A 20,783-nucleotide genomic window follows, 5' to 3' on the forward strand; every position below is an offset into this window, starting at 1 on the left:
ACGCGATGGCGCCGGTGAGGTGACCGCGGGGTGACCGGTGGTGATCGGGCGGCAGCACGCTGCGGAAACGCGTTTTTGAGCTGGCCCGGGAATCCGCTAGAGTTCAACACGTCGCCAGGGAGCGAAGGGGCAAAACCCCGGAGCCAACACGGTGACCTGCGGACGTAGCTCAGTTGGTAGAGCACCACCTTGCCAAGGTGGATGTCGCGAGTTCGAGTCTCGTCGTCCGCTCGAAGTGGGGGATTTCTTCCCGAGAACCCCCGCAGCTCCATGGTGGAGTGGCCGAGAGGCGAGGCAACGGCCTGCAAAGCCGTCTACACGGGTTCAAATCCCGTCTCCACCTCCAAGGACGATTAGCTCAGCGGGAGAGCGCTTCCCTGACACGGAAGAGGTCACTGGTTCAATCCCAGTATCGTCCACTGATCCGCAAGGATCCCCGCGCGATTAGCTCAGCGGGAGAGCGCTTCCCTGACACGGAAGAGGTCACTGGTTCAATCCCAGTATCGCGCACGTAGTACACGCACCACCTGCGGTTCAAGACCGTGGTCCCGCGCGATTAGCTCAGCGGGAGAGCGCTTCCCTGACACGGAAGAGGTCACTGGTTCAATCCCAGTATCGCGCACCAGCTCGGGAAGCCCCGGCCGTTACGACGGCCGGGGCTTTCGCGTTCTCCGCGGATCAGGAGGAGAAGAGCATCCGGCCGAAACCGCCCTTGTGGTGGCCGTGTCCGTGCCCGTGGCCGTGGTGGCCGCCGTGCTGCGGGGCGCCCCAGGCCGGGGCCGCGTGCTGGACCGGGTACGGGGCCGGCGGGGCGGCGGGCGGCGGAACCTGGCCGTACTGCTGTGCCGTGTACTGGGATTCCAGGCGGGTCAGCGCCTCCAGCTCGCCGTAGTCGAGGAAGATGCCGCGGCAGCCGCTGCACTGCTCTATCTGAACGCCGTTGCGGTTGTAGGTGTGCATGATCGCGTGACACTTCGGACACTGCATGACCGGTTCAACTCCTCGCCGTCTGGTGCGGTGCCGGACGCGCGCCCGGCACCTCCCGCTCACCCTACGGCGGAGCTACGGCTCCAACTCGGCCCGGGACGTAGCCATTCGGACACAGGAATCCAGCATCAGCCGTTCCGCCTCGTCCAGCGGGCGCCGGGCGGGGGCCGCCTTGGCCACGGCGAGGGCCGCCGTCTGCACGGTCAGCGCCCGGGCGGCGAGGTCGAGTTCCGGCCAGGGGTCGGTGCCGGGCGGGCCCGCCGCCGGGCCGCCCGCGGCGCGGTAGGCGTCCAGGAAGCGCGACCAGGCGTCGGGGGCGAGGATGCCGGCCGCGTACCAGGCGGCTGGACGGCCGAGGTCCCAGGCGGGGGCGCCGAGGCCGAGGTCGTCCACGTCGATGAGCCGCCAGGGCCCGTCGGGGGCCGGGTGGCGCACGAGCTGGCCCAGGTGGAGGTCGCCGTGGCAGAGCGCCGCCGCGCCGGGCGGGGGGTCGGCCTCGCCACGGGCCCATGCGGGGAGGGTGCCGGCGGCCGCGCGGACGGCGCGGCCGTCCTCCCGGCCCGCCTGCGGGGCCCGGGCCAGGCGGCGCAGGGCGCGGGCCACCTTGGCCGGGCCGCGCATGGGCGGGACCGGGCCGGGGAGGGCGTGGGGCGGGATGCGGTGCAGCGCCGCGAGCAGCCGGGCGGCCTCCTCCCAGGGGGCCTCCTGGGGGCGCTCCGGGTCCACGGGGGCGCCGTAGGGCCAGAGGGAGACGGCACGGCCGTGGACGGCCCCGGTGCGCAGCGGGGGCAGCAGCACCCCGGCGAGGGCGCCGGAGCCGGCGAGCCGGATCCGGGCGGCGAGGGCCTCCGGGTCGCTGCCGGGGGCGTGCGCCTTGGCGACGGCGTCCCCGCAGCGGACGACGGTCCCGTCGGGGCGGTCGGCGATCAGCTCGTACGGCCGCCCGGGGCCGCCGCCGCGCGCCCAGGAGGCGAGGGCGGCGGGCAGGGGGGCGGGCAGCGGGAGGGCGCTCACGCGGCGCCCGGGGCCTCGGATGCGGCGGGGGCCTCCGGTACCGCCACGGGGGTGGACGGTGGGCCCGGTACCGGCACGGGGGCGGACGGGGACCCCGGTACGGCCACGCGGGCGAACGGGGCTCCCGGTACCGCGACGAATGCGGATGGGGCTCCCGGTACGGGCACGGGGGCGGACGGGGTTCCCGGTGCGGGCACGGGGGCGGACGGGGTTCCCGGTGCGGGCACGGGGGCGGACGGGGACTCCGGTACGGGCACGGTGGTGGACGGGGCTCCCGGTGCGGGCACGGGGGCGGACGGGGTTCCCGGTGCGGGCACGGGGGCGGACGGGGGCTCCAGTACCGCCACGGGGGCGAACGCGGGCTCGGGCGCCGGTCCGGCGGCGGGGGCCTGGGCATGCGCCGGTGTGGGGGCGGTGGGGCTCTGCGCCGGCCGGGGCGGGGCCGGGGTAGGGGGGTGCTCGTGTGCCATGGGGTCTCCCGTCGTCCGGGACGAGGCTACGACGCCCGGCGGGCCGGCGAAAGAAAAGGGTGCTGCCCGTCCGACTCCCCAGTCGTACGGGCAGCACCCTTCACCTGCCGTCCGTCGTCGAGCCCCCGTCCCCACGGGGTCCGACAGGCCGATGTCCCGGCCCGGGCCGCTCTCCCGGGCCCGGGGCGCCGCTCAGCGCCCCAGCATCACACCCACGGACGACGCCTGTGCCACCACCTGGTCGAAGCCTCCGAAGAGGAAGAGCAGGAGGGCGGCCAGGGGAAGGACCATGGCCGCGGCCACCAGCGGGTGGCGCGTACCGGACTCATGGCTGTGGAACGCGAATGCCTTGCGTCCCTGCCGAGCGATGTCCGCCATGGTCCTCTCCCTGTCGTTTGGCAGCGGCGGGCTCGTGACCTCGGGGGACGAGTGCGCCACCCGCCGCTTGTCTTCAACACTAGGCCGCCGGAAGGTCCCTGGCCTCATGCCCTCGTACCCCTTGACGGGCCTACGGGAGGATGAGGAGGAGGCCCGCGGAGTACTCCCCTGGGTGGAGACCGCCCTGCCGTCCTGGGGGTCTTCCCCGAGGGGATGACCGGAGGGTAGTGACTTCGCTCACTTCCGTCACTCCCTGCACACACGTGTCCTCGTAAGGGCTGGGGGCGGCCTTCCGTGCCCGCGACCGGCGCTCCACTGCCGAGACGGCCCCGCCAGGGGCCCGCTCCGGCCCCAATCCCCTTGACCCGAGAGCCGTTTGGGCGCCGGGACGGGCGGCGGCCCGCGGCGGGCCGATCCGGCCGGGACACCCTCAAGTGGCCTGCCCCGCACTGACAATCGAATCCCCCGGCGAGGGCGCGGCCTCTGAGCGCTCGTGCCGGATGGTCCGTAAGCTGTGCCAGGTCAACAGGACGACCGGTCAGCGGGGTGGACATGGCGATGATGCGGCTCCGGCGCGAGGACCCGCGTGTCGTCGGCTCGTTCAGACTGCACCGGCGGCTCGGCGCCGGCGGTATGGGCGTGGTCTACCTGGGCTCGGACCGGCGCGGTCAGCGCGTCGCGCTGAAGGTGATCCGGCCGGATCTGGCCGAGGATCAGGAGTTCCGCTCCCGCTTCGCCCGCGAGGTGTCCGCCGCGCGGCGGATCCGCGGCGGGTGCACCGCGCGGCTGGTGGCCGCCGACCTGGAGGCCGAGCGCCCCTGGTTCGCCACGCAGTACGTGCCCGGCCCCTCCCTGCACGACAAGGTGGCCGAAGAAGGCCCCCTGACGGCCGCGCAGATCGCCGCGATCGGGGCCGCGCTCTCCGAGGGGCTCGTCGCGGTGCACGAGGCCGGGGTGGTCCACCGGGACCTGAAGCCCTCGAACATCCTGCTCTCCCCCAAGGGTCCGCGGATCATCGACTTCGGCATCGCCTGGGCGACCGGGGCGAGCACCCTGACCCACGTGGGCACCGCCGTCGGCTCCCCCGGCTTCCTCGCGCCCGAACAGGTGCGCGGCGCCACCGTCACCCCGGCGACGGACGTCTTCGCGCTCGGCGCCACCCTGGCCTACGCGGCGACCGCCGATTCGCCCTTCGGGCACGGCAGTTCCGAGGTCATGCTGTACCGCGTGGTGCACGAGGAGCCCCATCTGGTGGGGGTGCCCGACGCGCTGGCCCCGCTGGTGCGGGCCTGTCTGGCCAAGGACCCCGAGGAGCGGCCCACCACGCTCCAGCTGTCGATGCGGCTGAAGGAGATCGCCGCCCGCGAGGCGCACGGGCTGGGCGACGGGCGGCCGCCCGCGCAGCGGGTCCGTGCCGACCGGCCCGTGGGGCGGTCCGCCGACCAGACCGCCCTGTACACCGAATACAACGCGGAACGCCGTACCGGGGGCGGCGCCACTCCCGCGCCCCGGGAGCGGGCTCCGCAAGGGGGTCCGTCCTCGCGGCCCTCGTCCCCGCGCAATCCCGGGTCCACGGCGGGCCGTACGGGTGGCGGCGGCCGCCCGGGACCGCGTACGACCGGGACGGGGCGCCGGCCGCCCCGGCCGGACCCGAAGCTGCTGCGCCAGCGGCTGATCGTGTTCGTCGTGGTGACGCTCCTGGTGGCGCTGGGCATCGCCCTGGCGCAGAAGCTCTAGGAGCTACGGGAGCGCGCCGGGCTCCGGGCCCCGGACGGGGCCCGGAGCGCTGTCAGGAGCGGCTGCCCGCCACCGCGTAGAAGGCGACGGCCGCGGCCGCGCCCACGTTGAGCGAGTCCACTCCGTGCGCCATGGGGATGCGCACCCATTCGTCGGCGGCGACCAGCGCCTGGGTGGTCAGGCCCTCGCCCTCGGCGCCGAGCATCAGCGCGACCCGGTCCTGGGCCTCGGGGACGGCCCGTTCGATGGGCGTGGCCTTCTCGTGCGGGGTGAGGGCGAGCAGCCGGAAGCCCGCCTCCCGTACTGAGTCCAGGCCCTTGGGCCAGGCGTCGAGACGGGCGTAGGGGACGGAGAACACCGCGCCCATCGACACCTTCACCGAGCGGCGGTAGAGCGGGTCCGCGCAGTCGGGCGACAGCAGGACGGCGTCCATCCCGAGGGCGGCGGCGCTGCGAAAGATGGCCCCGATGTTGGTGTGGTCGTTGACCGCCTCCATGACGGCCACCCGGCGGGCCGAGGCCAGCAGTTCGCCGGCCGTGGGCAGCGGCTTGCGCTGCATCGAGGCGAGGGCGCCGCGGTGCACGTGGTAGCCGGTGACGCGTTCGGCGAGGTCCGGGCTGACGGCGTAGACCGGGGCCGGGAGCTCGTCGATGACGTCGCGCATGACGTCGACCCACTTGGCGGAGAGCAGCATCGAGCGCATCTCGTACCCGGCGTCCTTGGCGCGTCTGATGACCTTCTCGCCCTCGGCGATGAAGAGGCCTTCGGCGGGCTCGCGACGGCGCCGGAGTTCGACGTCGGTCAGGCCCGTGTAGTCGCCGAGGCGCGGGTCGTCGGGGTCTTCGATGGTGATGAGATCAGCCACAGGGTGATACTGCCTTGTCCTGGGTGCGGTGCCAACGGCCTGTCAGGCGCTGGTGGTGGGCGGGGTGCCCGCGGTGCCCGGGGGGTTCACGCGGACGACCTCGCCGATGACGATGACCGCCGGCGGGCGGACCCCTTCGGCGCGCACGGTCTCGCCGACCGTGGCCAGGGTGGCGTCCACCCGGCGCTGGGCGGCGGTGGTGCCCTCCTGGACGACCGCCACCGGGGTGTCGGCGCCGCGGCCGTGCCGCACCAGGGCCTCGGCGATCAGGCCGATCTTGTCGACGCCCATGAGGACCACCAGGGTGCCGGTGAGCTTGGCGAGGGAGGCCCAGTCCACGAGGGAGCGCGGGTCGTCGGGGCCGACGTGGCCGCTGACGACGGTGAACTCGTGCGCCACGCCGCGGTGGGTGACGGGGATGCCCGCGGCGCCGGGCACGGAGATGGAGCTGGAGATGCCGGGCACCACCGTGCACGGGATGCCGGCCTCGGCGAGGGCCTGGAGCTCCTCCATGCCGCGTCCGAAGACGTACGGGTCGCCGCCCTTGAGCCGGACCACGGCCTTGCCGGCCTTGGCGTGCTCGATCAGCGCGTTGTTGATGGCCTCCTGGGCCATGAACCGGCCGTACGGGATCTTCGCGGCGTCGATGACCTCGACGTGCGGCGGGAGCTCGTCGAGGAGGTCGCGGGGGCCGAGCCGGTCGGCGATGACCACGTCGGCCTCGGCGAGCAGGCGCCGGCCGCGGACCGTGATCAGGTCGGGGTCGCCGGGGCCGCCGCCGACGAGGGCGACGCCCGGCTCGCCCTTGTGGCGGTGGGCGGGGGCGGTCAGCGTGCCGTCGCGCAGGCCCTCGACGACGGCGTCGCGGACGGCGGCCGAGCGGCGGGGGTCGTTGCCGGTCAGCACGGCGACGGTGACGCCCTCGACGCGGCCGGTGGCCGGGGTCCAGGCGGTGGCGGCGGAGGCGTCGTCGGCGCGCACGCACCAGACGCGCTCGCGCTCGGCCTCGGCGGAGATCCGCTCGTTGTCCTCGCGGTTCTGCGTGGCGATCAGGGCGTACCAGGCTCCGGCGAGGTCACCGTCCTGGTAGCGGCGGCGCTCCCAGCGGATCTCGCCGGTCTCGGCCATGGCGTCCACGGAGGGGGTGGCGGAGGGGGAGATCAGCAGGACGTCGGCGCCGGCCGCGATGAGGGCGGGAAGGCGGCGCTGGGCGACCTGGCCGCCGCCGATGACGACGACGCGGCGCCCGGCCAGGCGGAGTCCTACGGGGTAGGCGGGGTGTGCCGGGTTTGCCATGGCGGATGCGGCTCCTGATGCGGCGGGGATCGACGAGGCCGCTGCTACGTCGGAGCGGCTGGGGTGACGTGCGGTTTTCCGGTGTCCGGGTCCACGATACGACCCGCCGCGGCTGCGTTCCCGGCGGGGCCCGGGGTCCGGACACCGCTCGGCGGGGCCCGGGGCACCGCCCGGCGGGGGCGGTGGAACCGGCCCCGCCGACGGCCGGGGTTACTTCTCCGTCACGCCCGCCGAGTCGAAGGTGGCGACCTCGTGCATGGCGCGGGCCGCGCTCTGGACCAGGGGCAGGGCCAGCAGGGCACCCGTGCCCTCGCCGAGGCGCAGGTCCAGGTCGATCAGCGGGCGCAGGCCGAGCTTGTTCAGGGCGGCGACGTGGCCCGGCTCCGCGCTGCGGTGCCCGGCGATGCAGGCCGACAGGGCCTCGGGGGCGATGGCGCGGGCCACCAGGGCGGCCGCGCCGGCGCTGACGCCGTCCAGGATGACCGGCGTACGCAGCGAGGCGGCGCCCAGCAGCAGGCCGACGATCGCCGCGTGCTCCAGACCGCCGATGGCCGCCAGGACACCGACCGGGTCCGCCGGGTCGGGCTGGTGGAGCTCCAGGGCCCGCCGGACGACCTCGACCTTGCGGGCGTGGGTCTCGTCGTTGATGCCGGTGCCGCGGCCGGTGACCTCGGCCGGGTCGACACCGGTGAACACCGAGATGAGGGCGGCGGACACCGTGGTGTTCGCGATGCCCATCTCGCCGGTGAGCAGGGCCTTGTTGCCCGCCGCGACCAGGTCGCGGGCGGTCTCGATGCCGACCTCGATGGCCGCGACGGCTTCCTCGCGGGTCATGGCCGGGCCGGTGGAGAGGTCGGCGGTGCCGGGACGCACCTTGCGGGGCAGCAGGCCCGGGGTGGCGGGCAGGTCGCCCGCGACGCCGACGTCGATGACGCAGACCTCGGCGCCGACCTGGTTGGCGAAGGCGTTGCAGACCGCGCCGCCGCCGAGGAAGTTGGCCACCATCTGGAGGGTGACCTCCTGCGGCCACGGCGTGACGCCCTGGGCGTGGACCCCGTGGTCACCGGCGAAGATCGCGACGGCGGCCGGCTCCGGGATCGGCGGGGGGCAGACCCGGGAGAGGCCGCTGAGCTGGGCCGAGAGGATTTCGAGCATGCCCAGGGCCCCGGCGGGCTTGGTCATGCGCTTCTGCCGCTCCCAGGCCTCGCCGAGCGCCTTGGCATCGAGCGGGCGGATGCTGGCGACCGTCTCGGAGAGCAGGTCGTGCGGCTCCTCGCCGGGCAGCGCGCGGCGCCCGTACGTCTCCTCGTGCACGACCCAGGACAGGGGGCGGCGCTGGGACCAGCCGGCCTGCGCGAGCTCGGGCTCCTCGGGGAACTCGTCGACGTAGCCAACGCACAGGTACGCGACGACCTCCAGGTGCTCGGGGAGGCCGAGGGCGCGGACCATCTCGCGCTCGTCGAAGAAGCTGACCCAGCCGACGCCGAGGCCTTCGGCGCGGGCGGCGAGCCAGAGGTTCTCGACGGCGAGGGCGGAGGAGTACGGGGCCATCTGCGGCTGGGTGTGCCGGCCGAGGGTGTGGCGGCCGCCGCGCGTGGGGTCGGCGGTGACGACGATGTTCACCGGGGTGTCGAGGATGGCCTCGATCTTGAGTTCCTTGAACTGCTTCGCCCGGCCCTTGGGCAGCGACTTGGCGTAGGCCTCGCGCTGGTGCTGGGCGAGCTCGTGCATCGTCCGGCGGGTCTCGGCGGAGCGGATGACGACGAAGTCCCAGGGCTGCGAGTGGCCGACGCTGGGCGCCGTGTGGGCGGCCTCCAGGACGCGGAGCAGCACCTCGTGCGGGATGGGGTCGGTGCGGAAGCCCTTGCGGATGTCGCGGCGCTCGCGCATGACGCGGAGCACGGCCTCGCGCTCGGCGTCGTCGTACGCGGGGGCGGGCTCGCCCGCCTGGACGGGCTGGGGAGCCGGGACGGGCTCCGCTGCGGGGGCGGCGTCTTCGGGGGCCTGCGGGGCGTCGGTGGCCTCGGGGGCCTCCTGGAGCTCGTGGGGCTGCTGGGCCTCCGGGAGCTCCTGGGCCGCCGGGGCTTCGGGGGTCTGGGCGGGGGCGGCCGGGCCGACGGGCTCGGCGGCGTCGGCGGGCTCGGCGGGCTCCGCCGGGGCGGCCGCGAGCGGCTCGGCGGCGGCCTGCGGTCCGGGCTCGGCCGGTACGTCGACGGGCTCGGCCGGGGCCGGCTCGGCGGCGGGCTGCACCACCGTTTCCGCGGCTGCGACCGGGGCCTCGACGGCGGCCGGTTCCGCGACGGCGGGCTCGGCGACGGCGGGCTCGGCGACGGCGGGCTCCACGGCCTCGGCCGGCTCCGGCTCGGCGGGGGCTTCGGCCTCGGGGGCCTGCGGGGCGGCCGGGGCCTCGGGGGCCTGCGGCTGCTCGGCCGGGGCGGGCTCGGCCGCCTCGGGAGCGGCTTCGGCGGCGGGCTCGGAGGCCGGGACGGGCTCCGGGGACACCGGCTCCGGGGCGGCCACGGCAGCGTCCGCCGCGGACTCGGCGGCCCACGGCGTACCCGGCTGCGGCGGGATCTCGGCGGACTGCGCGGCGGGGGCCTCGGGCTGCGGGACGTCCAGGTACTCGGGACCGACGGTCGGCGGGCCCGCGTGCCCGACCGGTACCGGCGCCTGCGCCACGGGGGCGGCGGCGGGCTCGGCCACCGGCTCGGCGGCGGGCACGGGCAGCGGCTCCGGCTGGGCCACCGGCTCGGCGGTCGCCACCGGCACCGGCTCGGGCGCCACGGCAACGGGAGCAGCAACGGGAGCGGGAGCGGCAACGGGAGCGGGCGCCGCGGCCGGGGCGGGGATCACGGGAGCGGCCGGCGACGCGGCGGGGCCCCGGTCCGCGAGGGAGCGTACGACGCCGGTGGCCTCGGGCACGGGCGGGCCCATGTGCAGCGGCCGCCGGGACGGGGTCGCGGGAGCCGCGGCCGGTACCTGCTCGGCGGCCGGCGGGACCACGAGGCCGCCGAGGTCGAGGGCGCCGCTGTCGCGGCCGCCGGCCTCGTGCGCGCCGGCGCTGTACGCGGCGGCCTCGGCGTAGGCGTCGGGGTGCCCGGCGCCGGCGTACGAGGGATCGGCGTACGAGCCGTCGGGGAAGCCGGGCTGCGCGGGCGCGCCGGGCTGCTGGGGCGCGGGGTAGCCGCCCTCGGCGTAGCCCTGTTCCGGGAAGCCGGGGTGCCCGGGCTCGGGGTACCCGGCCACGGCGGCCTGCGGGTAGGGCGCGAAACCGGTTTCGGAGCCGGGGCCACCGGGGAAGTCGGACGGGAAGGCCGGCACCGGCGGGACCACCTGGGGGTCGCTCCAGGAGCCCTGACCGCTCGGCATCAGCAGCAGTTCCTCGTCCTCCGCCTCGGCGGGGTCGTCCACGAGGTCCTGGAAGGCGTAGCCCGCCGGGGGCTGGGGGGGCAGCGGCGGCAGGGGCGGGACCGGAGCGGGGATGCCCTGCTGCTGATCCACCATGCCCGCGTTGTCCGGGTGGCCCTCGCCCGGAACCTGGCCGGTGTCAGTCATGCGTACCCCTCGCCCATCGGTGTTGCCTCTTCGATCGCCCGGTCGCCCGCAGGCCCGCCGTGCGGAGTTCGCCGTGCGGGGCTGCCGTGCGGTCGCGACGCCTGGCGCGCGCCCGCACAACAACTCCTGAGCATTGTCGCGCTCGTCGGCCGTCGTGTCGGCCAGAAATCGGCACGGTCCGCTGTGGACTGCGCCACGTCGCGCGTCCTGCGGGCAGTACGACGATCGGCCAGCCTACCCCGGGCTCCGCGCTAGCGGTTCGCGGGGCGCTCGGCTGCCAGCAGGAACACCACGGAACGCTCCTGTTCGGTCCAGGTCCGGGTGTCGAGGCCCACGGACTGGAGGAGGGCGCATTCGACGGCGTACCCGTGTTCGGTGAGGGTCCGTCCGATGGCCTCGGCCTCGTCGCGCGTGGAGGCGTGGCTGACGATCCGTTCGGGACGCCGGTCGGCGACGGCGGCGACGACCTCGGCGCCTCCTCCGCCGACGCGTACGACGTCGGGCTCGGGGAGGTTCTCCAGTACGTGCGGGGCGCGTCCGTGGACGACCTGGAGCTGGAGCCCGCGCTCCCGGGCGGCGGCCGCGACGCCTTCGCAGGCGCGGGGATCGGCGTCCACCGCGATGACGGCGGCGCCGAAGGCCGCGGCGTCCACGGCGAGGGCTCCGGAGCCGGTGCCGATGTCCCAGACGAGGTCGCCGGTACGGGGCCCGAGGCGGGCGAGCTGGGCGGCGCGCAGCGGCGCCGACTCCCCCTCCCCCACCGGTTCTCCCGCGCCGGAGCCCGGCCGCGCCCAGCCGCGGGGGGCGGGGGGCTGCGGGCCCTGGCCGAGCAGCCAGCCCGGTTCGGCGGTGGCGGAGACCTGGCCGGCGCCGCCGATGACGATGACCACGTTGGGGTCGCGCCAGCTGTGGTCGGCGGCCTTGTCGGAGGTGAGGACGGTGACGCGCTCGCGGTCGGTGCCCAGTTCCTCGCAGATGACGAAGGTGCGGTGGACTCCGTCGAGCAGCAGGGCGAGTTCGGCGGGTCCGGCGCCGGGCGAGGTGAGGACGGCGACCTTGCTGTGGGCGCGGCAGACGTTCACGGCCCGGCGCAGGGTGCGCGGGTGGGCGACGACCACCTGGGCGTCGTCCCAGGGCATTCCGGCGCGGGCGAAGGCGGCGGCGACGGCGGAGACGGCGGGGACGACCTCGACCTCCAGGCCGTGCTCCGGAGCGCGCAGGGTGCGTACGACGCCGAAGAAGCCGGGGTCCCCGTCCGCGAGGACGACGGCGGTGCCGCGGTGTCCGGCGATGCGGCGGGCGGCGAGGCCGAGGCTGCCGAGGCGGATGCGTTCGGCGCCGGGCGGGACTTCGGGGAGCGCGAGGTGGTGGGCGGCGCCGGCCACGAGGGTGGCGGCGCCGAGCGCGGACCGTGCGGCCGCGGTCAGGGGTGAGCCGTCCCAGCCGATCACCGTGACCCGGTCGGCCATCGTCGTCAGTCTCCTGGGGTGGGGGCGGGCGCAGCTTCGTCGGGGTCCGGCACGGTGAGACTACCTGGTCATCGGGTCAGTTCCAGTGGGCGCCGATGGCGTGGCCGGTCACGTCGCCCTGCCGCGCGGAGGCGTATCCGGCGTGCCGGTCCGGGAGTCCGCGACCGGTGTCGTGGCCGCTCTCGTATCCGCTGTCGTAACCGCTGTGACCCTCGTACCCGTAGTCGTCGTCGGCGTCGTCGAGGTCCTCGGGGACCAGGCCCCAGACGATGACGTCGGTGCGGGTGTCGGTCCAGCTGCCGTCCGCCGCCTGGGTCCGTACTATCCCGGCGTTGCGCAGGACGCCTTCGCTGACGCAGCCGATCTTCTGCGCGACCTGCTGGGAGGCGGTGTTGTCGGCGGCGGTGCGCAGTTCGAAGCGTTCGAAGCCCCGGTCGCGGAAGAGCCATTGGGCGACGGCGAGGACGGATTCGCTGGCGTAGCCCTCGCCGCGGGCCCAGGGGGCGGTGACGTAGCCGACCTCGGTGGTGCGGGTGCGCCAGTCGGTGTTCTGGAGGTGGACGATGCCGACGAGGCGCTGGGTGAGGAACTCGGTGACGGCGAAGACGATGCCGCGGCCGCTGGTGCGTTCGGCGTGGGACTGGCGGGTGGCCCAGGCGTGGGCGTCGGTGTGGGTGTAGGGGTGGGGGGCCGAGGTCCAGGCGGTGACCTGTTCGTCGTTCATCATCTCGGCGAGGGCGGTGACGTCCTCTTCCTCGAAGGCGCGCAGCACCAGCCGGTCCGTGCTGATGGTGACGTCCGGGAAGGTGGTAGTCATGCGCAGCTCCATGCCTGAGACCGTGGGGCGACCGTGGTGCGGGACCGTTTCGTGCGGGTCGTAGGCCACAGCATGCAGCATCGGCCGGGGGATGTGCAGGGCCGGGCTTGCCCGGAGGCGGGCAGGCCGCCGCGCGGCTGCGGCCCCGCACGGCCCGGGGGCTGTGCGGGGCCGGGACCGCGGCGTCCACCAGGCGGTTCCCGTCAGGGAGGGGGCCGCCGGGCGGGGGCGTCGGCGGGTGTCGCCGGGGCGGGGGTCAGGCGCCGGGGGTCAGGCGCCGGGGGTCAGGCGCCGGGGGTCAGGAGGCGGCCGGGGCGCCGAAGGCGGGGACGACCGAGCCCTGGTACTTGTCCTGGATGAACTTCTTGACCTCGTCGGAGTTCAGGAGCTTGGCGAGCTTCTGGATGCGCGGGTCGTTCTGGTTGCCGTCCTTGACCGCGAGGAAGTTGGCGTACGGGTTGCCCTCGGCCTTCTCCAGGATCAGGGCGTCCTTGGCCGGGGCGAGGTGGGCCTCGATGGCGTAGTTGCCGTTGATGACGGCGGCGTCCACGTCGTTCAGGGCGCGCGGGACCGTGGCGGCCTCCAGCTCCTTGAACTCCAGGCCCTTCTTGTCGGTGATGTCGGAGAGCTTGGCGTTGGTGCCGACGCCGTCCTTGAGGGTGATCAGGTTGTTCGCGGCGAGCAGCTGGAGCGCGCGGCCCTCGTTGGTGGTGTCGTTGGGGACGGCGACGGTCTGGCCGGCCTTGAGGTCCGTGAGGGCCTTGACCTTCTTGGAGTAGAGGCCGAGGGGCTCCAGGTGCACGTTCACCACGGGGACGATCGTGGTGTGGTTCTTCTTGTTGAAGTCGTCGAGGTAGGGCTTGTGCTGGAAGTAGTTGCCGTCGACCTGGCCCTGCTGGGTGGCGGTGTTGGGCAGGACGTAGTCCGTGAACTCCTTCACCTCCAGCTTGAGGCCGGCCTTGGCGGCGAGGTTGTCCTTGACGAACTTCAGGATGTCGGCGTGCGGGGTCGGGGAGGCCGCGATGACCAGCGGCTTGCTCTCGTCGACCTTGCCGCCGTCGGCCTTGGCCGTCGACGGGTCCGAGGAGCTGCCGCAGGCCGTGAGGCCGAGGGCGAGCGCGGCGGAGGCGGCGGCGAAGGCGGTGAGCTTGATGTTCTTGCGCACGAAGAGTGCCTTTCTAGCGGTACGGGTCCCGGGGGGACCCGCTGGTGGTGGCCCAGGCACGACAAGTGCGGGCTTTTCTGTGGGGAGGTTCAGGCTGTCCGGCCGCGGCGGGCGAGGACGCGGACCACGCCGTCACCGATGAGCTGGATCACCGTGACGAGGGCGATCAGCACGAGGACGGTGGCGACCATGAAGCCGGTCTCGAACCGCTGGAAGCCGTAGGTGATGGCCTTGGATCCGAGTCCTTCGCCGCCGACCGCGCCGGCCATGGCGGAGTAGCCGACCAGGGTGATCACGGTGGTGGTGACGGCGGCGACCAGGGAGGGCAGGGCCTGCGGGAGCAGGACCTTGCCGACGAGGGTCGGGATGCCGCCGCCCATGGACTCGACGGCTTCGATCAGGCCGTGGTCGACCTCGCGCACGGCCGTCTCGACGAGCCGGGCGAAGAAGGGGACGGCGCCGATCGCGAGCGGGACGATCATGGCGGTGGGGCCGATGAAGGTGCCGACGACGGCGGTGGTGACCGGGATCAGGAAGATCAGCAGGATGATGAACGGCAGCGAGCGGCCGATGTTCACGATCACGCCGAGGACCTTGTTGACCGGCTGGTTCTGGAGCAGGCCGCCCTTGTCGGTGAGGACGAGGAGGATGCCGATGGGCAGGCCGCCGAGGACGGTGACCAGGGTGGACCAGAGCACCATGTAGAGGGTGTCGTACGTGCCCTGGGTGAGCAGGGGCTGCATCTCGGACCAGGTCACTTGGCACCATCCTCGACCAGTGCGGCCAGTTCGTTCTCGATCGCGCCGGCGGCGTCCTCGTCCTCGACGACGTTCACCTGGAGGCCCTGCTCGCGCAGGAAGCCGACGGGCACGACGTTGTCCTCGTAGCGGCCGGGCAGTTCGATGCGCATCCTTCCGATCTGGCGGCCGGCGACGGTGTCCATCGCGGCGCCCAGGATCGAGATGTCGATGTTGTAGGTGCGCGACAGCTGCGAGATGACCGGCTGGGTGGCGGCCTCGCCGTGGAAGGTGACGTCGACGACGGTGCGGTCGGGGCCGGTGGCGGCGCCGCTGACCGGGAAGAGTTCGGCGGCGAGCTCGGAGCCCGGGGTGGCGAGCAGTTCGGCGACGGTGCCGGACTCGATGACCTTGCCCCGCTTCATCAGCGCGGCGGAGTCGCAGACGGCCTTGACCACGTCCATCTCGTGCGTGATGAGCAGGACGGTCAGGCCGAGCTGCTGGTTGAGGTCGCGCAGCAGCTGGAGGATCGAGCGGGTGGTCTCGGGGTCCAGGGCGCTGGTGGCCTCGTCGGAGAGGAGCACCTTGGGGTCGCCGGCCAGGGCGCGGGCGATGCCGACGCGCTGCTTCTGGCCGCCGGAGAGCTGGCTGGGGTAGGCCTTGGCCTTGTCGGCGAGGCCGACGAGGTCGAGGAGTTCCAGGGCCTTGCGGGAGCGCTCGCGGCCGGAGACGCCGAGGATCTCCAGGGGCAGCTCGATGTTGGCCTGGACGGTGCGCGAGGACAGCAGGTTGAAGTGCTGGAACACCATGCCGATGCGGCTGCGGGCCTCGCGCAGGTCCTTGCCGGCGCGGCGGCCGCGGCCGGCCAGCGCGGTGAGGTCGACGCCGTCGACGGTGACCGTGCCGGTGGTGGGGCGCTCCAGCAGGTTCACGCAGCGGATGAGGGAAGACTTGCCGGCGCCGCTCTGGCCGATGACTCCGTAGACCTCGCCCTCGCGGACGTGCAGGTCGACGCCGTCCAGGGCGGTGACCTCGCGGCCACGGGACTGGTAGACCTTCGTGAGGCCCGATGTGGTGATCACAGGAATTCCGTCGCTGTCGAGTGCACGGCGTGCGGGTGCCGTGCACGGGGCAAACATCTGGGACGCGATACGGGCCGAACCGTGGGAAACGGATGGTGTCGACGCGTGCGCGGGGCAGGAGCGGTCCGTAGGGGCGGTCAGCGGGTGACGGCTGCTGCGGAGCGGCTCGGCCGGTCTCGCTTCGGGGCGCGAGACTGCAGGTGGGGGCCCTCAGAAGGCGCGCATTCGACACATACAACGAGCACCGGGCGTCATCGTCGCCTCGGTCGCAAGGGTGCGGCTGCTCGTCGTGGTCATGGGCCCAAGTAAAGCAGACCTGATGACTCACCGATCAATGTTGTCCGCATAGCGGACGGATTCCGACCGCAATACGGACAACAGCGGTCAGCGTCAGCCGTGCGTCTCAAGCGTCACTCCATCCTCCCCGACCAGTGCGGACACGGCCGAGAGGTCCCTGACGACCACGTCCGCGTCGAGTCCGGCGGCCGGGTGCGTTGTGGTCAAGGCCACGGTCACCATCCCGGCCGCCCGGCCCGCCGCCAGGCCCGCGGGGGCGTCCTCGAAGACCACGCAGCGGGCCGGATCGACGCCCAGGCGCCGGGCGGCGAGCAGGAAGGGCTCCGGGTCGGGCTTGCCGCGGGTGACGTCGTCGGCGCTCACCAGCTCGGGGCAGTCGATGCCCACCTCCCGCAGCCGGGCCTCGGCCAGCGGGCGGGTGGCCGAGGTGACGACGGCCCAGCGGCCGGCCGGGAGCGCGTTCAGCAGTTCCTTGGTGCCGGGGAGCAGGACGACGCCGCCGGACACGTCCTCGACCTCCAGCGCCTGGATGCGGGCCAGCGCCTCCCGGCGCCGCCCGGCGGGGAGCAGCTCGGCGATGATTTCGGCGGCGGGGCGGCCGTGCAGCTCGGCCCGGGCGAAGTCCTCGTCGGAGATCCCTTCCTCCCGGGCCCAGCGGGTCCAGCAGCGGTGCACCGATTCCATGGAGGAGACGAGCGTTCCGTCGTTGTCGAACAGCAGGGCCTCGGCGTGCAGCTTCATGCCTTCCAGGAAAGCCCGGGGCGAGGGGTGAGCGCATCGGGTCTTTCGGCCCGTAATACCCTCGCTGCATGCTCGACGCCCTGACGGTCGCCATCGGCGCCGCCGCCCTCGCCCTCGCCGTCTGGTGCGGCCACGCCGCCTGGCGGGACCAGCCGACCAAGGACTGGCACTTCATCGGCATGGCCGTGGTGACCGTACTGGCCCTGGTCCAGCTGGTGGTCGGAGTGGTGCAGCTGGCCCGGGGCGAGAAGCCGGAGCAGGGCTCGGTGCTCTTCGTGGCCTATCTGATGGGCGCCCTCGCGGCGGTCCCGGCCGCCGGAATGCTCTCGCTCAGCGAACGGACCAAGTGGGGTTCGGTGACGGTGGCCGCGGGCGCGGTCGTCCTCGCCGTCCTCGAAGTACGGCTCTACGACATCTGGGGATCCACCGGTGCCTGACACGACGACCGAGACCGAGACGGGGACCGGCGCCGCCGGGCGGGGGCGGCTGGTCTCCGGACCGGGGCTGCTGCTGGTGTGGCTCTACGGGGTGATGGTGGTCGGCGCCGTATCGCGTTCGGCCTACCAGATCTCCACCGAGTTCGACCGGGCCCCGCTGGCGTACGCGCTGTCCGGTGCGGCGGCCCTGGTCTACGCCTTCATCACGTACTCGCTGGTGCGCGGCGGGGAGCGGGCCCGCCGGGCGGCGCTGGTGTGCTGCGCGGCCGAACTGGCGGGGGTGCTGGCCGTCGGGACCTGGACGCTGGTGCGGCCCGACTCCTTCCCCGACGCGACCGTGTGGTCGGGCTTCGGGATGGGCTACCTGTTCATCCCGGTGATCCTCCCGGTGACGGGCATGCTCTGGCTCCGCCGCAAGCGCCAGGTGTAGGGCCGGACGGCCGGCCGCGTCCCCGGTGCTGCGCGCGGTGGGGGCGCGGCCGGGGCCTCAGGCGCTGACGGCGAAGTCGGCCGGCTCCGCGGCCTGCTTCTCCAGGATCACGAGGTGCACGCCGTCGGAGGCGGTGCGGTTGCCGACCTGCGCGTAGCCGGCCTTGCGGTAGAGGCGCAGGTTCGACTCGCTCTTGACGCCCGTGTGCAGGCGGAACCGGGTCGTGCTGCCGTGGCCCGCGAGTTCCGCCTCCACCGCGCGCAGCAGCCGGGCTCCGAGTCCGTGGCCCTGGAGGCGCGGGTGCACGCACAGTTTGGCGATGTCCGCCGTGCCGTCCTCGCCGGCGCTGCCGCGCACCGTGCCGACCACCTCGTCGCCGAGCCGGGCCACCAGCACGGTGTCCGCGGCCAGCTCCGCCTTGAGGGAGTCCAGGGACTGGGTGAGCGGCTGGATGAGGTAGTTGCCGTACAGCTCGGCCTCCCGCTGGAACGCCAGGTACTGCAGCTTGAAAATCTGCTCGGCGTCTTCGGCGGCCGCCGCCGAAATGGTCACGCTCATGCCCATGTGCGCATGCCTCCCGCTCACCTGGTGGCTCTCCGGTCTAACGCTCCCTTCCCCGCGGGCCAGGAGCCTCAACCTCTGCAGCCAGCATTCTGCGCAGACATCCCAGGCATCGGGAACGCACGGGTCCCAAACTTCCTTGTGAGATACCCAACTCTCCTGCGATTTCACGGTAGGTGAGGTCCCGGGGCGAGAGAAGTGCGCCCATCAGCTGCGGGCATCGCCCGGGCAACCGGGCGACCGCCGACCGCAGGGCCCGGTTCGCCTCGCCGTGCAGGAGGGCGTCCTCCGGCTCTCCGGCCGCCGCGGCGCGCGTGGGCGCCGCCGCGTACGGGACCTCGCGGCGGGTGCGGCGGCGGGCGAGCCGGGCCTCGGCGCGCACCGCCCGGCGCAGCCAGCGGGCGCGGCCGGTCGGGTCGGGGGCGCACGGCCCGCGCTCCAGCAGCCGCACCCAGACGGCTTGTTCCAGGTCGGCGGCGTCCACCCCGGCGGCGGGGGCTTCCGCGGCCGCCTCGGCGGAGAGCAGCGGGCCCAGCTCCTGGAGCAGGTCGGGTTCCTTCAGCAGGTCCATGCCGGGCGGGACGTACGGACGCGGCCCGGCGGTTTCCCCGCCGGGCCGGGCACACCCGTACGGGAACGGCGGGCTATCCGTTGACGCCCCGGCCCGGGCGGAAGGCCTCCGCCGCGAGGCGTCCGGTGTCCGGGTTGTCAGTGAAGATGCCGTCGACGCCCAGTTCGAAGTACCGCCGGAAGGCGCCGAAGGCGTCCCCGTACGCGTTGGGGTCGGTGCCCTTGCGGTACTCGGCCGGCAGGAAGGCGTTCTCGTTGCGCGCGGTGTAGGGGTGCAGCACCAGGCCGCGCGCGTGCGCGTCCTTGACCAGGGTGGTCGGCGGGCCGAGCCGGCCGTCGGCCGTGCGGGGCACGATCAGGTCCAGGGTCGGGCCGATGCCCTGGGCGAAGCCGGCGATCCAGCCCAGGCCCTCGGGCTTGACCAGATCGGCGACCGTACGGGGGTCCTTGGCCGCCTCGAAGTCCCAGGGCCGGGTGCCGGCCGCGCCGAGGAGCACCACGCGCGGGGCCGAGACCAGGCGGGAGAGCCGCTGGATGCTGGAGGGCTCGAAGGACTGGAGGAAGAGCGCGGCGTCGCGGCCGTCGCGCCCGTAGCGGCGCAGCAGCCGGGCGAGGGGCTCCTCCAGGCCGAGGCCCAGGCCCCGGAAGTAGCTGGGGTGCTTGGTCTCCACGTGCAGCCAGACCCGCTTGCCCCGCCGGCGGCCCTCCCGGTCGGCCCAGCGCAGCACCTCTTCGAAGGTGGGGACGTCCCAGCGGCCGTCGTAGAGGGTGTTGCGCTGGCGGACGGCGGGGATGCGCTCCTTGGCCCGCAGGGTCTTCAGCTCGGCGAGCGTGAAGTCCTCGGTGAACCAGCCCGTGACGGGGACCCCGTCGACGGTCTTGGTGGTGCGCCGGGGGGCGAAGGCGGGGTGGTCGGCGACGTCGGTGGTGCCGCCGATCTCGTTCTCGTGACGGCACACCAGATGGCCGTCCTTGGTGGGGACGAGGTCCTGTTCGATGACGTCGGCGCCGAGATCGAGGGCGAGCTGGTAGGAGCCGAGCGTGTGTTCGGGCCGGTACCCGCTGGAGCCCCGGTGGCCGATGACCGTCGGAACGGGGAGGTCGCGGTAGCCCCCCTCGCCGTGCCCGCCCCCGGCGGCCGCGGCGGAGGCGGTGCCCGCCGCCAGTCCGGTGATCCCCGTTCCGGCCGCCAGGACCGCCGCTCCCAGGACCGTGCGCCGCGCTGACCCACCCTGCGTCATGAGTGCCTCTCCTCGTTCCACAGCGGGCCCGGGGCCCGGGATCTCCGGGTCGCGCGGCCCGCCATCGGCGTGCCGATGATAGGCAAGGAGGGGTGGCGAGAGGGTGGGCGTGGCGGGAACATGGCGGAAACGTGCGTCAACACTGCGTATCCGACACGTGAACCCGATGTGCGATCAGCGGTGACCCGCGAGTATCGTCCTCACCTGCACTACCGTCGCGTGGTGCGAAACCGCTTTTCGATGCCGGAGGGCTCACGTTGTTCCGTACCGCGCTCATCAAAGCCACTGTCGGACCGGTCATGCGCCTGATCATCCGCACCAGGGTGGAGGGCATCGAGAACATTCCGGGCACCGGTCCGGTGATCCTGGCGGGCAATCACCTCACCTTCATCGACTCGATGATCCTGCCGCTGGTCTGCGACCGCACGGTCCACTTCATCGGCAAGGACGAGTACGTGACGGGCAAGGGCCTCAAGGGCCGCCTGATGGCGTGGTTCTTCACCGGCGCCGGCATGATCCCGGTGGACCGCGACGGCGCGAACGGCGGCGTCGCGGCGCTGATGACGGGGCGCAGGATCCTGGAGGAGGGCAAGATCTTCGGGATCTACCCCGAGGGCACCCGCTCCCCCGACGGCCGCCTGTACCGCGGCCGTACCGGCATCGCCCGGCTCACCCTGATGACCGGCGCCCCCGTGGTGCCCTTCGCGATGATCGGCACCGACAAGCTCCAGCCCGGCGGCGCGGGCATGCCGCGCCCGGGCCGGGTCACGGTCCGCTTCGGCGAGCCGATGGAGTTCTCCCGCTACGAGGGCATGGACCGCGACCGCTACGTGCTGCGCGCCGTCACCGACTCGGTGATGGCCGAGGTGATGCGGCTGTCCGGGCAGGAGTACGTGGACATGTACGCCACCAAGGCGAAGGCGGCCTGAGCCTG

The 20,783-nt window shown here is 73.9% G+C and carries 19 protein-coding genes and 5 tRNA genes; 9 read left to right on the forward strand and 15 right to left on the reverse strand.

Annotated elements, in window-relative coordinates:
* Positions 1-158 precede the first annotated feature (158 nt).
* The 5 genes from ACFYYT_RS22275 (at position 159) to ACFYYT_RS22295 (ending at position 625) form a co-directional block, all read left to right on the forward strand.
* Positions 159-231, forward strand: a tRNA-Gly gene (locus ACFYYT_RS22275).
* A 41-nt stretch (positions 232-272) separates the two neighbouring features.
* Positions 273-346: transfer RNA gene (locus ACFYYT_RS22280), tRNA-Cys, on the forward strand.
* A 1-nt stretch (position 347) separates the two neighbouring features.
* Positions 348-419 (forward strand) — tRNA-Val (locus tag ACFYYT_RS22285).
* 19 nt (positions 420-438) lie between these two features.
* Positions 439-510: transfer RNA gene (locus tag ACFYYT_RS22290), tRNA-Val, on the forward strand.
* A gap of 40 nt (positions 511-550) precedes the next feature.
* Positions 551-625, forward strand: a tRNA-Val gene (locus ACFYYT_RS22295).
* A gap of 53 nt (positions 626-678) precedes the next feature.
* Here ACFYYT_RS22295 and ACFYYT_RS22300 read toward each other — a convergent pair.
* From ACFYYT_RS22300 to ACFYYT_RS22310, 3 genes are all read right to left on the reverse strand, one after another.
* Positions 679-987, reverse strand: coding sequence for a zf-TFIIB domain-containing protein (locus ACFYYT_RS22300; protein WP_351824037.1), 309 nt, complete (start codon positions 985-987; stop codon positions 679-681).
* Positions 988-1,062: 75 nt separating this feature from the next.
* Positions 1,063-1,986 (reverse strand): phosphotransferase family protein, encoded by a 924-nt coding sequence (locus ACFYYT_RS22305; RefSeq protein WP_388609047.1) that lies wholly within the window; start codon positions 1,984-1,986, stop codon positions 1,063-1,065.
* A gap of 677 nt (positions 1,987-2,663) precedes the next feature.
* Positions 2,664-2,849 carry a hypothetical protein gene (locus ACFYYT_RS22310; protein ID WP_351824040.1) on the reverse strand — a complete coding sequence of 62 codons (186 nt, stop codon included), beginning with the start codon at positions 2,847-2,849 and terminating at the stop codon, positions 2,664-2,666.
* A gap of 546 nt (positions 2,850-3,395) precedes the next feature.
* Between ACFYYT_RS22310 and ACFYYT_RS22315 the strand changes: the two genes are divergently transcribed.
* Positions 3,396-4,586, forward strand: a complete 1,191-nt coding sequence (locus ACFYYT_RS22315; RefSeq protein WP_351824043.1) for a serine/threonine-protein kinase — start codon at positions 3,396-3,398, stop codon at positions 4,584-4,586.
* Between the two features lie 52 nt (positions 4,587-4,638).
* Here the strand turns inward: ACFYYT_RS22315 and ACFYYT_RS22320 are convergent, their stop codons facing one another.
* The 9 genes from ACFYYT_RS22320 to ACFYYT_RS22360 form a co-directional block, all read right to left on the reverse strand.
* Positions 4,639-5,451 carry an RNA methyltransferase gene (locus ACFYYT_RS22320; protein ID WP_351824046.1) on the reverse strand — a complete coding sequence of 271 codons (813 nt, stop codon included), beginning with the start codon at positions 5,449-5,451 and terminating at the stop codon, positions 4,639-4,641.
* Positions 5,452-5,493: 42 nt separating this feature from the next.
* Positions 5,494-6,747 carry a uroporphyrinogen-III C-methyltransferase gene (gene cobA / locus ACFYYT_RS22325; protein ID WP_351824049.1) on the reverse strand — a complete coding sequence of 418 codons (1,254 nt, stop codon included), beginning with the start codon at positions 6,745-6,747 and terminating at the stop codon, positions 5,494-5,496.
* Between the two features lie 210 nt (positions 6,748-6,957).
* Positions 6,958-10,302: a nicotinate-nucleotide--dimethylbenzimidazole phosphoribosyltransferase gene (gene cobT / locus ACFYYT_RS22330; RefSeq protein ID WP_351824052.1), complete on the reverse strand. Its 3,345-nt coding sequence runs from the start codon at positions 10,300-10,302 to the stop codon at positions 6,958-6,960.
* Between the two features lie 251 nt (positions 10,303-10,553).
* Entirely contained in the window at positions 10,554-11,771 is a 1,218-nt protein-coding gene (cbiE, locus tag ACFYYT_RS22335; protein WP_351824054.1) for a precorrin-6y C5,15-methyltransferase (decarboxylating) subunit CbiE, read from the reverse strand.
* A gap of 76 nt (positions 11,772-11,847) precedes the next feature.
* Positions 11,848-12,588, reverse strand: coding sequence for a GNAT family N-acetyltransferase (locus ACFYYT_RS22340; protein ID WP_351824057.1), 741 nt, complete (start codon positions 12,586-12,588; stop codon positions 11,848-11,850).
* Between the two features lie 298 nt (positions 12,589-12,886).
* Positions 12,887-13,753, reverse strand: a complete 867-nt coding sequence (locus ACFYYT_RS22345; RefSeq protein WP_351824060.1) for a MetQ/NlpA family ABC transporter substrate-binding protein — start codon at positions 13,751-13,753, stop codon at positions 12,887-12,889.
* Positions 13,754-13,842: 89 nt separating this feature from the next.
* Entirely contained in the window at positions 13,843-14,511 is a 669-nt protein-coding gene (locus ACFYYT_RS22350; protein WP_351824063.1) for a methionine ABC transporter permease, read from the reverse strand.
* Complete coding sequence (locus ACFYYT_RS22355) at positions 14,508-15,572, reverse strand: ATP-binding cassette domain-containing protein (protein WP_351824065.1); 1,065 nt, start codon at positions 15,570-15,572, stop codon at positions 14,508-14,510. The genes ACFYYT_RS22350 and ACFYYT_RS22355 overlap by 4 nt, the downstream gene beginning before the upstream one ends.
* A 390-nt stretch (positions 15,573-15,962) precedes the next feature.
* Positions 15,963-16,610, reverse strand: coding sequence for an HAD-IA family hydrolase (locus ACFYYT_RS22360; RefSeq protein ID WP_351824068.1), 648 nt, complete (start codon positions 16,608-16,610; stop codon positions 15,963-15,965).
* A 68-nt stretch (positions 16,611-16,678) separates the two neighbouring features.
* Here ACFYYT_RS22360 and ACFYYT_RS22365 point away from each other — a divergent pair, with 68 nt between their 5' ends.
* Both ACFYYT_RS22365 and ACFYYT_RS22370 read left to right on the forward strand, forming a co-directional pair.
* Positions 16,679-17,047, forward strand: coding sequence for a hypothetical protein (locus tag ACFYYT_RS22365; RefSeq protein ID WP_351824071.1), 369 nt, complete (start codon positions 16,679-16,681; stop codon positions 17,045-17,047).
* Positions 17,040-17,477 carry a hypothetical protein gene (locus ACFYYT_RS22370; RefSeq protein ID WP_351824074.1) on the forward strand — a complete coding sequence of 146 codons (438 nt, stop codon included), beginning with the start codon at positions 17,040-17,042 and terminating at the stop codon, positions 17,475-17,477. Before ACFYYT_RS22365 ends, ACFYYT_RS22370 begins: the two co-directional genes overlap by 8 nt.
* A 57-nt stretch (positions 17,478-17,534) precedes the next feature.
* Here ACFYYT_RS22370 and ACFYYT_RS22375 read toward each other — a convergent pair whose 3' ends face one another.
* The 3 genes from ACFYYT_RS22375 to ACFYYT_RS22385 form a co-directional block, all read right to left on the reverse strand.
* Positions 17,535-18,041, reverse strand: coding sequence for a GNAT family N-acetyltransferase (locus ACFYYT_RS22375; RefSeq protein ID WP_351824077.1), 507 nt, complete (start codon positions 18,039-18,041; stop codon positions 17,535-17,537).
* Between the two features lie 37 nt (positions 18,042-18,078).
* Positions 18,079-18,609, reverse strand: a complete 531-nt coding sequence (locus ACFYYT_RS22380) for a sigma-70 family RNA polymerase sigma factor (RefSeq protein ID WP_351824080.1) — start codon at positions 18,607-18,609, stop codon at positions 18,079-18,081.
* Between the two features lie 73 nt (positions 18,610-18,682).
* The gene (locus tag ACFYYT_RS22385; RefSeq protein WP_351824083.1) at positions 18,683-19,849 is read right to left on the reverse strand and encodes a glycerophosphodiester phosphodiesterase; all 1,167 of its coding nucleotides are present in this window, start codon (positions 19,847-19,849) and stop codon (positions 18,683-18,685) included.
* Positions 19,850-20,148: 299 nt separating this feature from the next.
* On the opposite strand from ACFYYT_RS22385, the gene ACFYYT_RS22390 reads away from it, so the two are divergent.
* The gene (locus tag ACFYYT_RS22390) at positions 20,149-20,778 is read left to right on the forward strand and encodes a 1-acyl-sn-glycerol-3-phosphate acyltransferase (RefSeq protein ID WP_037687788.1); all 630 of its coding nucleotides are present in this window, start codon (positions 20,149-20,151) and stop codon (positions 20,776-20,778) included.
* Positions 20,779-20,783 lie beyond the last annotated feature (5 nt).

This window comes from Streptomyces sp. NPDC002032 (genome assembly GCF_042890765.1).
GTDB lineage: Bacteria > Actinomycetota > Actinomycetes > Streptomycetales > Streptomycetaceae > Streptomyces.

Excerpts from the sequence above, each read along its gene's own strand:
- ACFYYT_RS22300 (WP_351824037.1), bottom strand. The coding sequence starts at position 987 with ATGCAGTGTCCGAAGTGTCACGCGATCATGCACACCTACAACCGCAAC.
- ACFYYT_RS22310 (WP_351824040.1), bottom strand. The coding sequence starts at position 2,849 with ATGGCGGACATCGCTCGGCAGGGACGCAAGGCATTCGCGTTCCACAGC.
- cobA (WP_351824049.1), bottom strand. The coding sequence starts at position 6,747 with ATGGCAAACCCGGCACACCCCGCCTACCCCGTAGGACTCCGCCTGGCC.
- cobT (WP_351824052.1), bottom strand. The coding sequence starts at position 10,302 with ATGACTGACACCGGCCAGGTTCCGGGCGAGGGCCACCCGGACAACGCG.
- cbiE (WP_351824054.1), bottom strand. The coding sequence starts at position 11,771 with ATGGCCGACCGGGTCACGGTGATCGGCTGGGACGGCTCACCCCTGACC.
- ACFYYT_RS22340 (WP_351824057.1), bottom strand. The coding sequence starts at position 12,588 with ATGACTACCACCTTCCCGGACGTCACCATCAGCACGGACCGGCTGGTG.
- ACFYYT_RS22360 (WP_351824068.1), bottom strand. The coding sequence starts at position 16,610 with ATGAAGCTGCACGCCGAGGCCCTGCTGTTCGACAACGACGGAACGCTC.
- ACFYYT_RS22365 (WP_351824071.1), top strand. The coding sequence starts at position 16,679 with ATGCTCGACGCCCTGACGGTCGCCATCGGCGCCGCCGCCCTCGCCCTC.
- ACFYYT_RS22375 (WP_351824077.1), bottom strand. The coding sequence starts at position 18,041 with ATGGGCATGAGCGTGACCATTTCGGCGGCGGCCGCCGAAGACGCCGAG.
- ACFYYT_RS22380 (WP_351824080.1), bottom strand. The coding sequence starts at position 18,609 with ATGGACCTGCTGAAGGAACCCGACCTGCTCCAGGAGCTGGGCCCGCTG.
- ACFYYT_RS22385 (WP_351824083.1), bottom strand. The coding sequence starts at position 19,849 with ATGACGCAGGGTGGGTCAGCGCGGCGCACGGTCCTGGGAGCGGCGGTC.
- ACFYYT_RS22390 (WP_037687788.1), top strand. The coding sequence starts at position 20,149 with ATGCGCCTGATCATCCGCACCAGGGTGGAGGGCATCGAGAACATTCCG.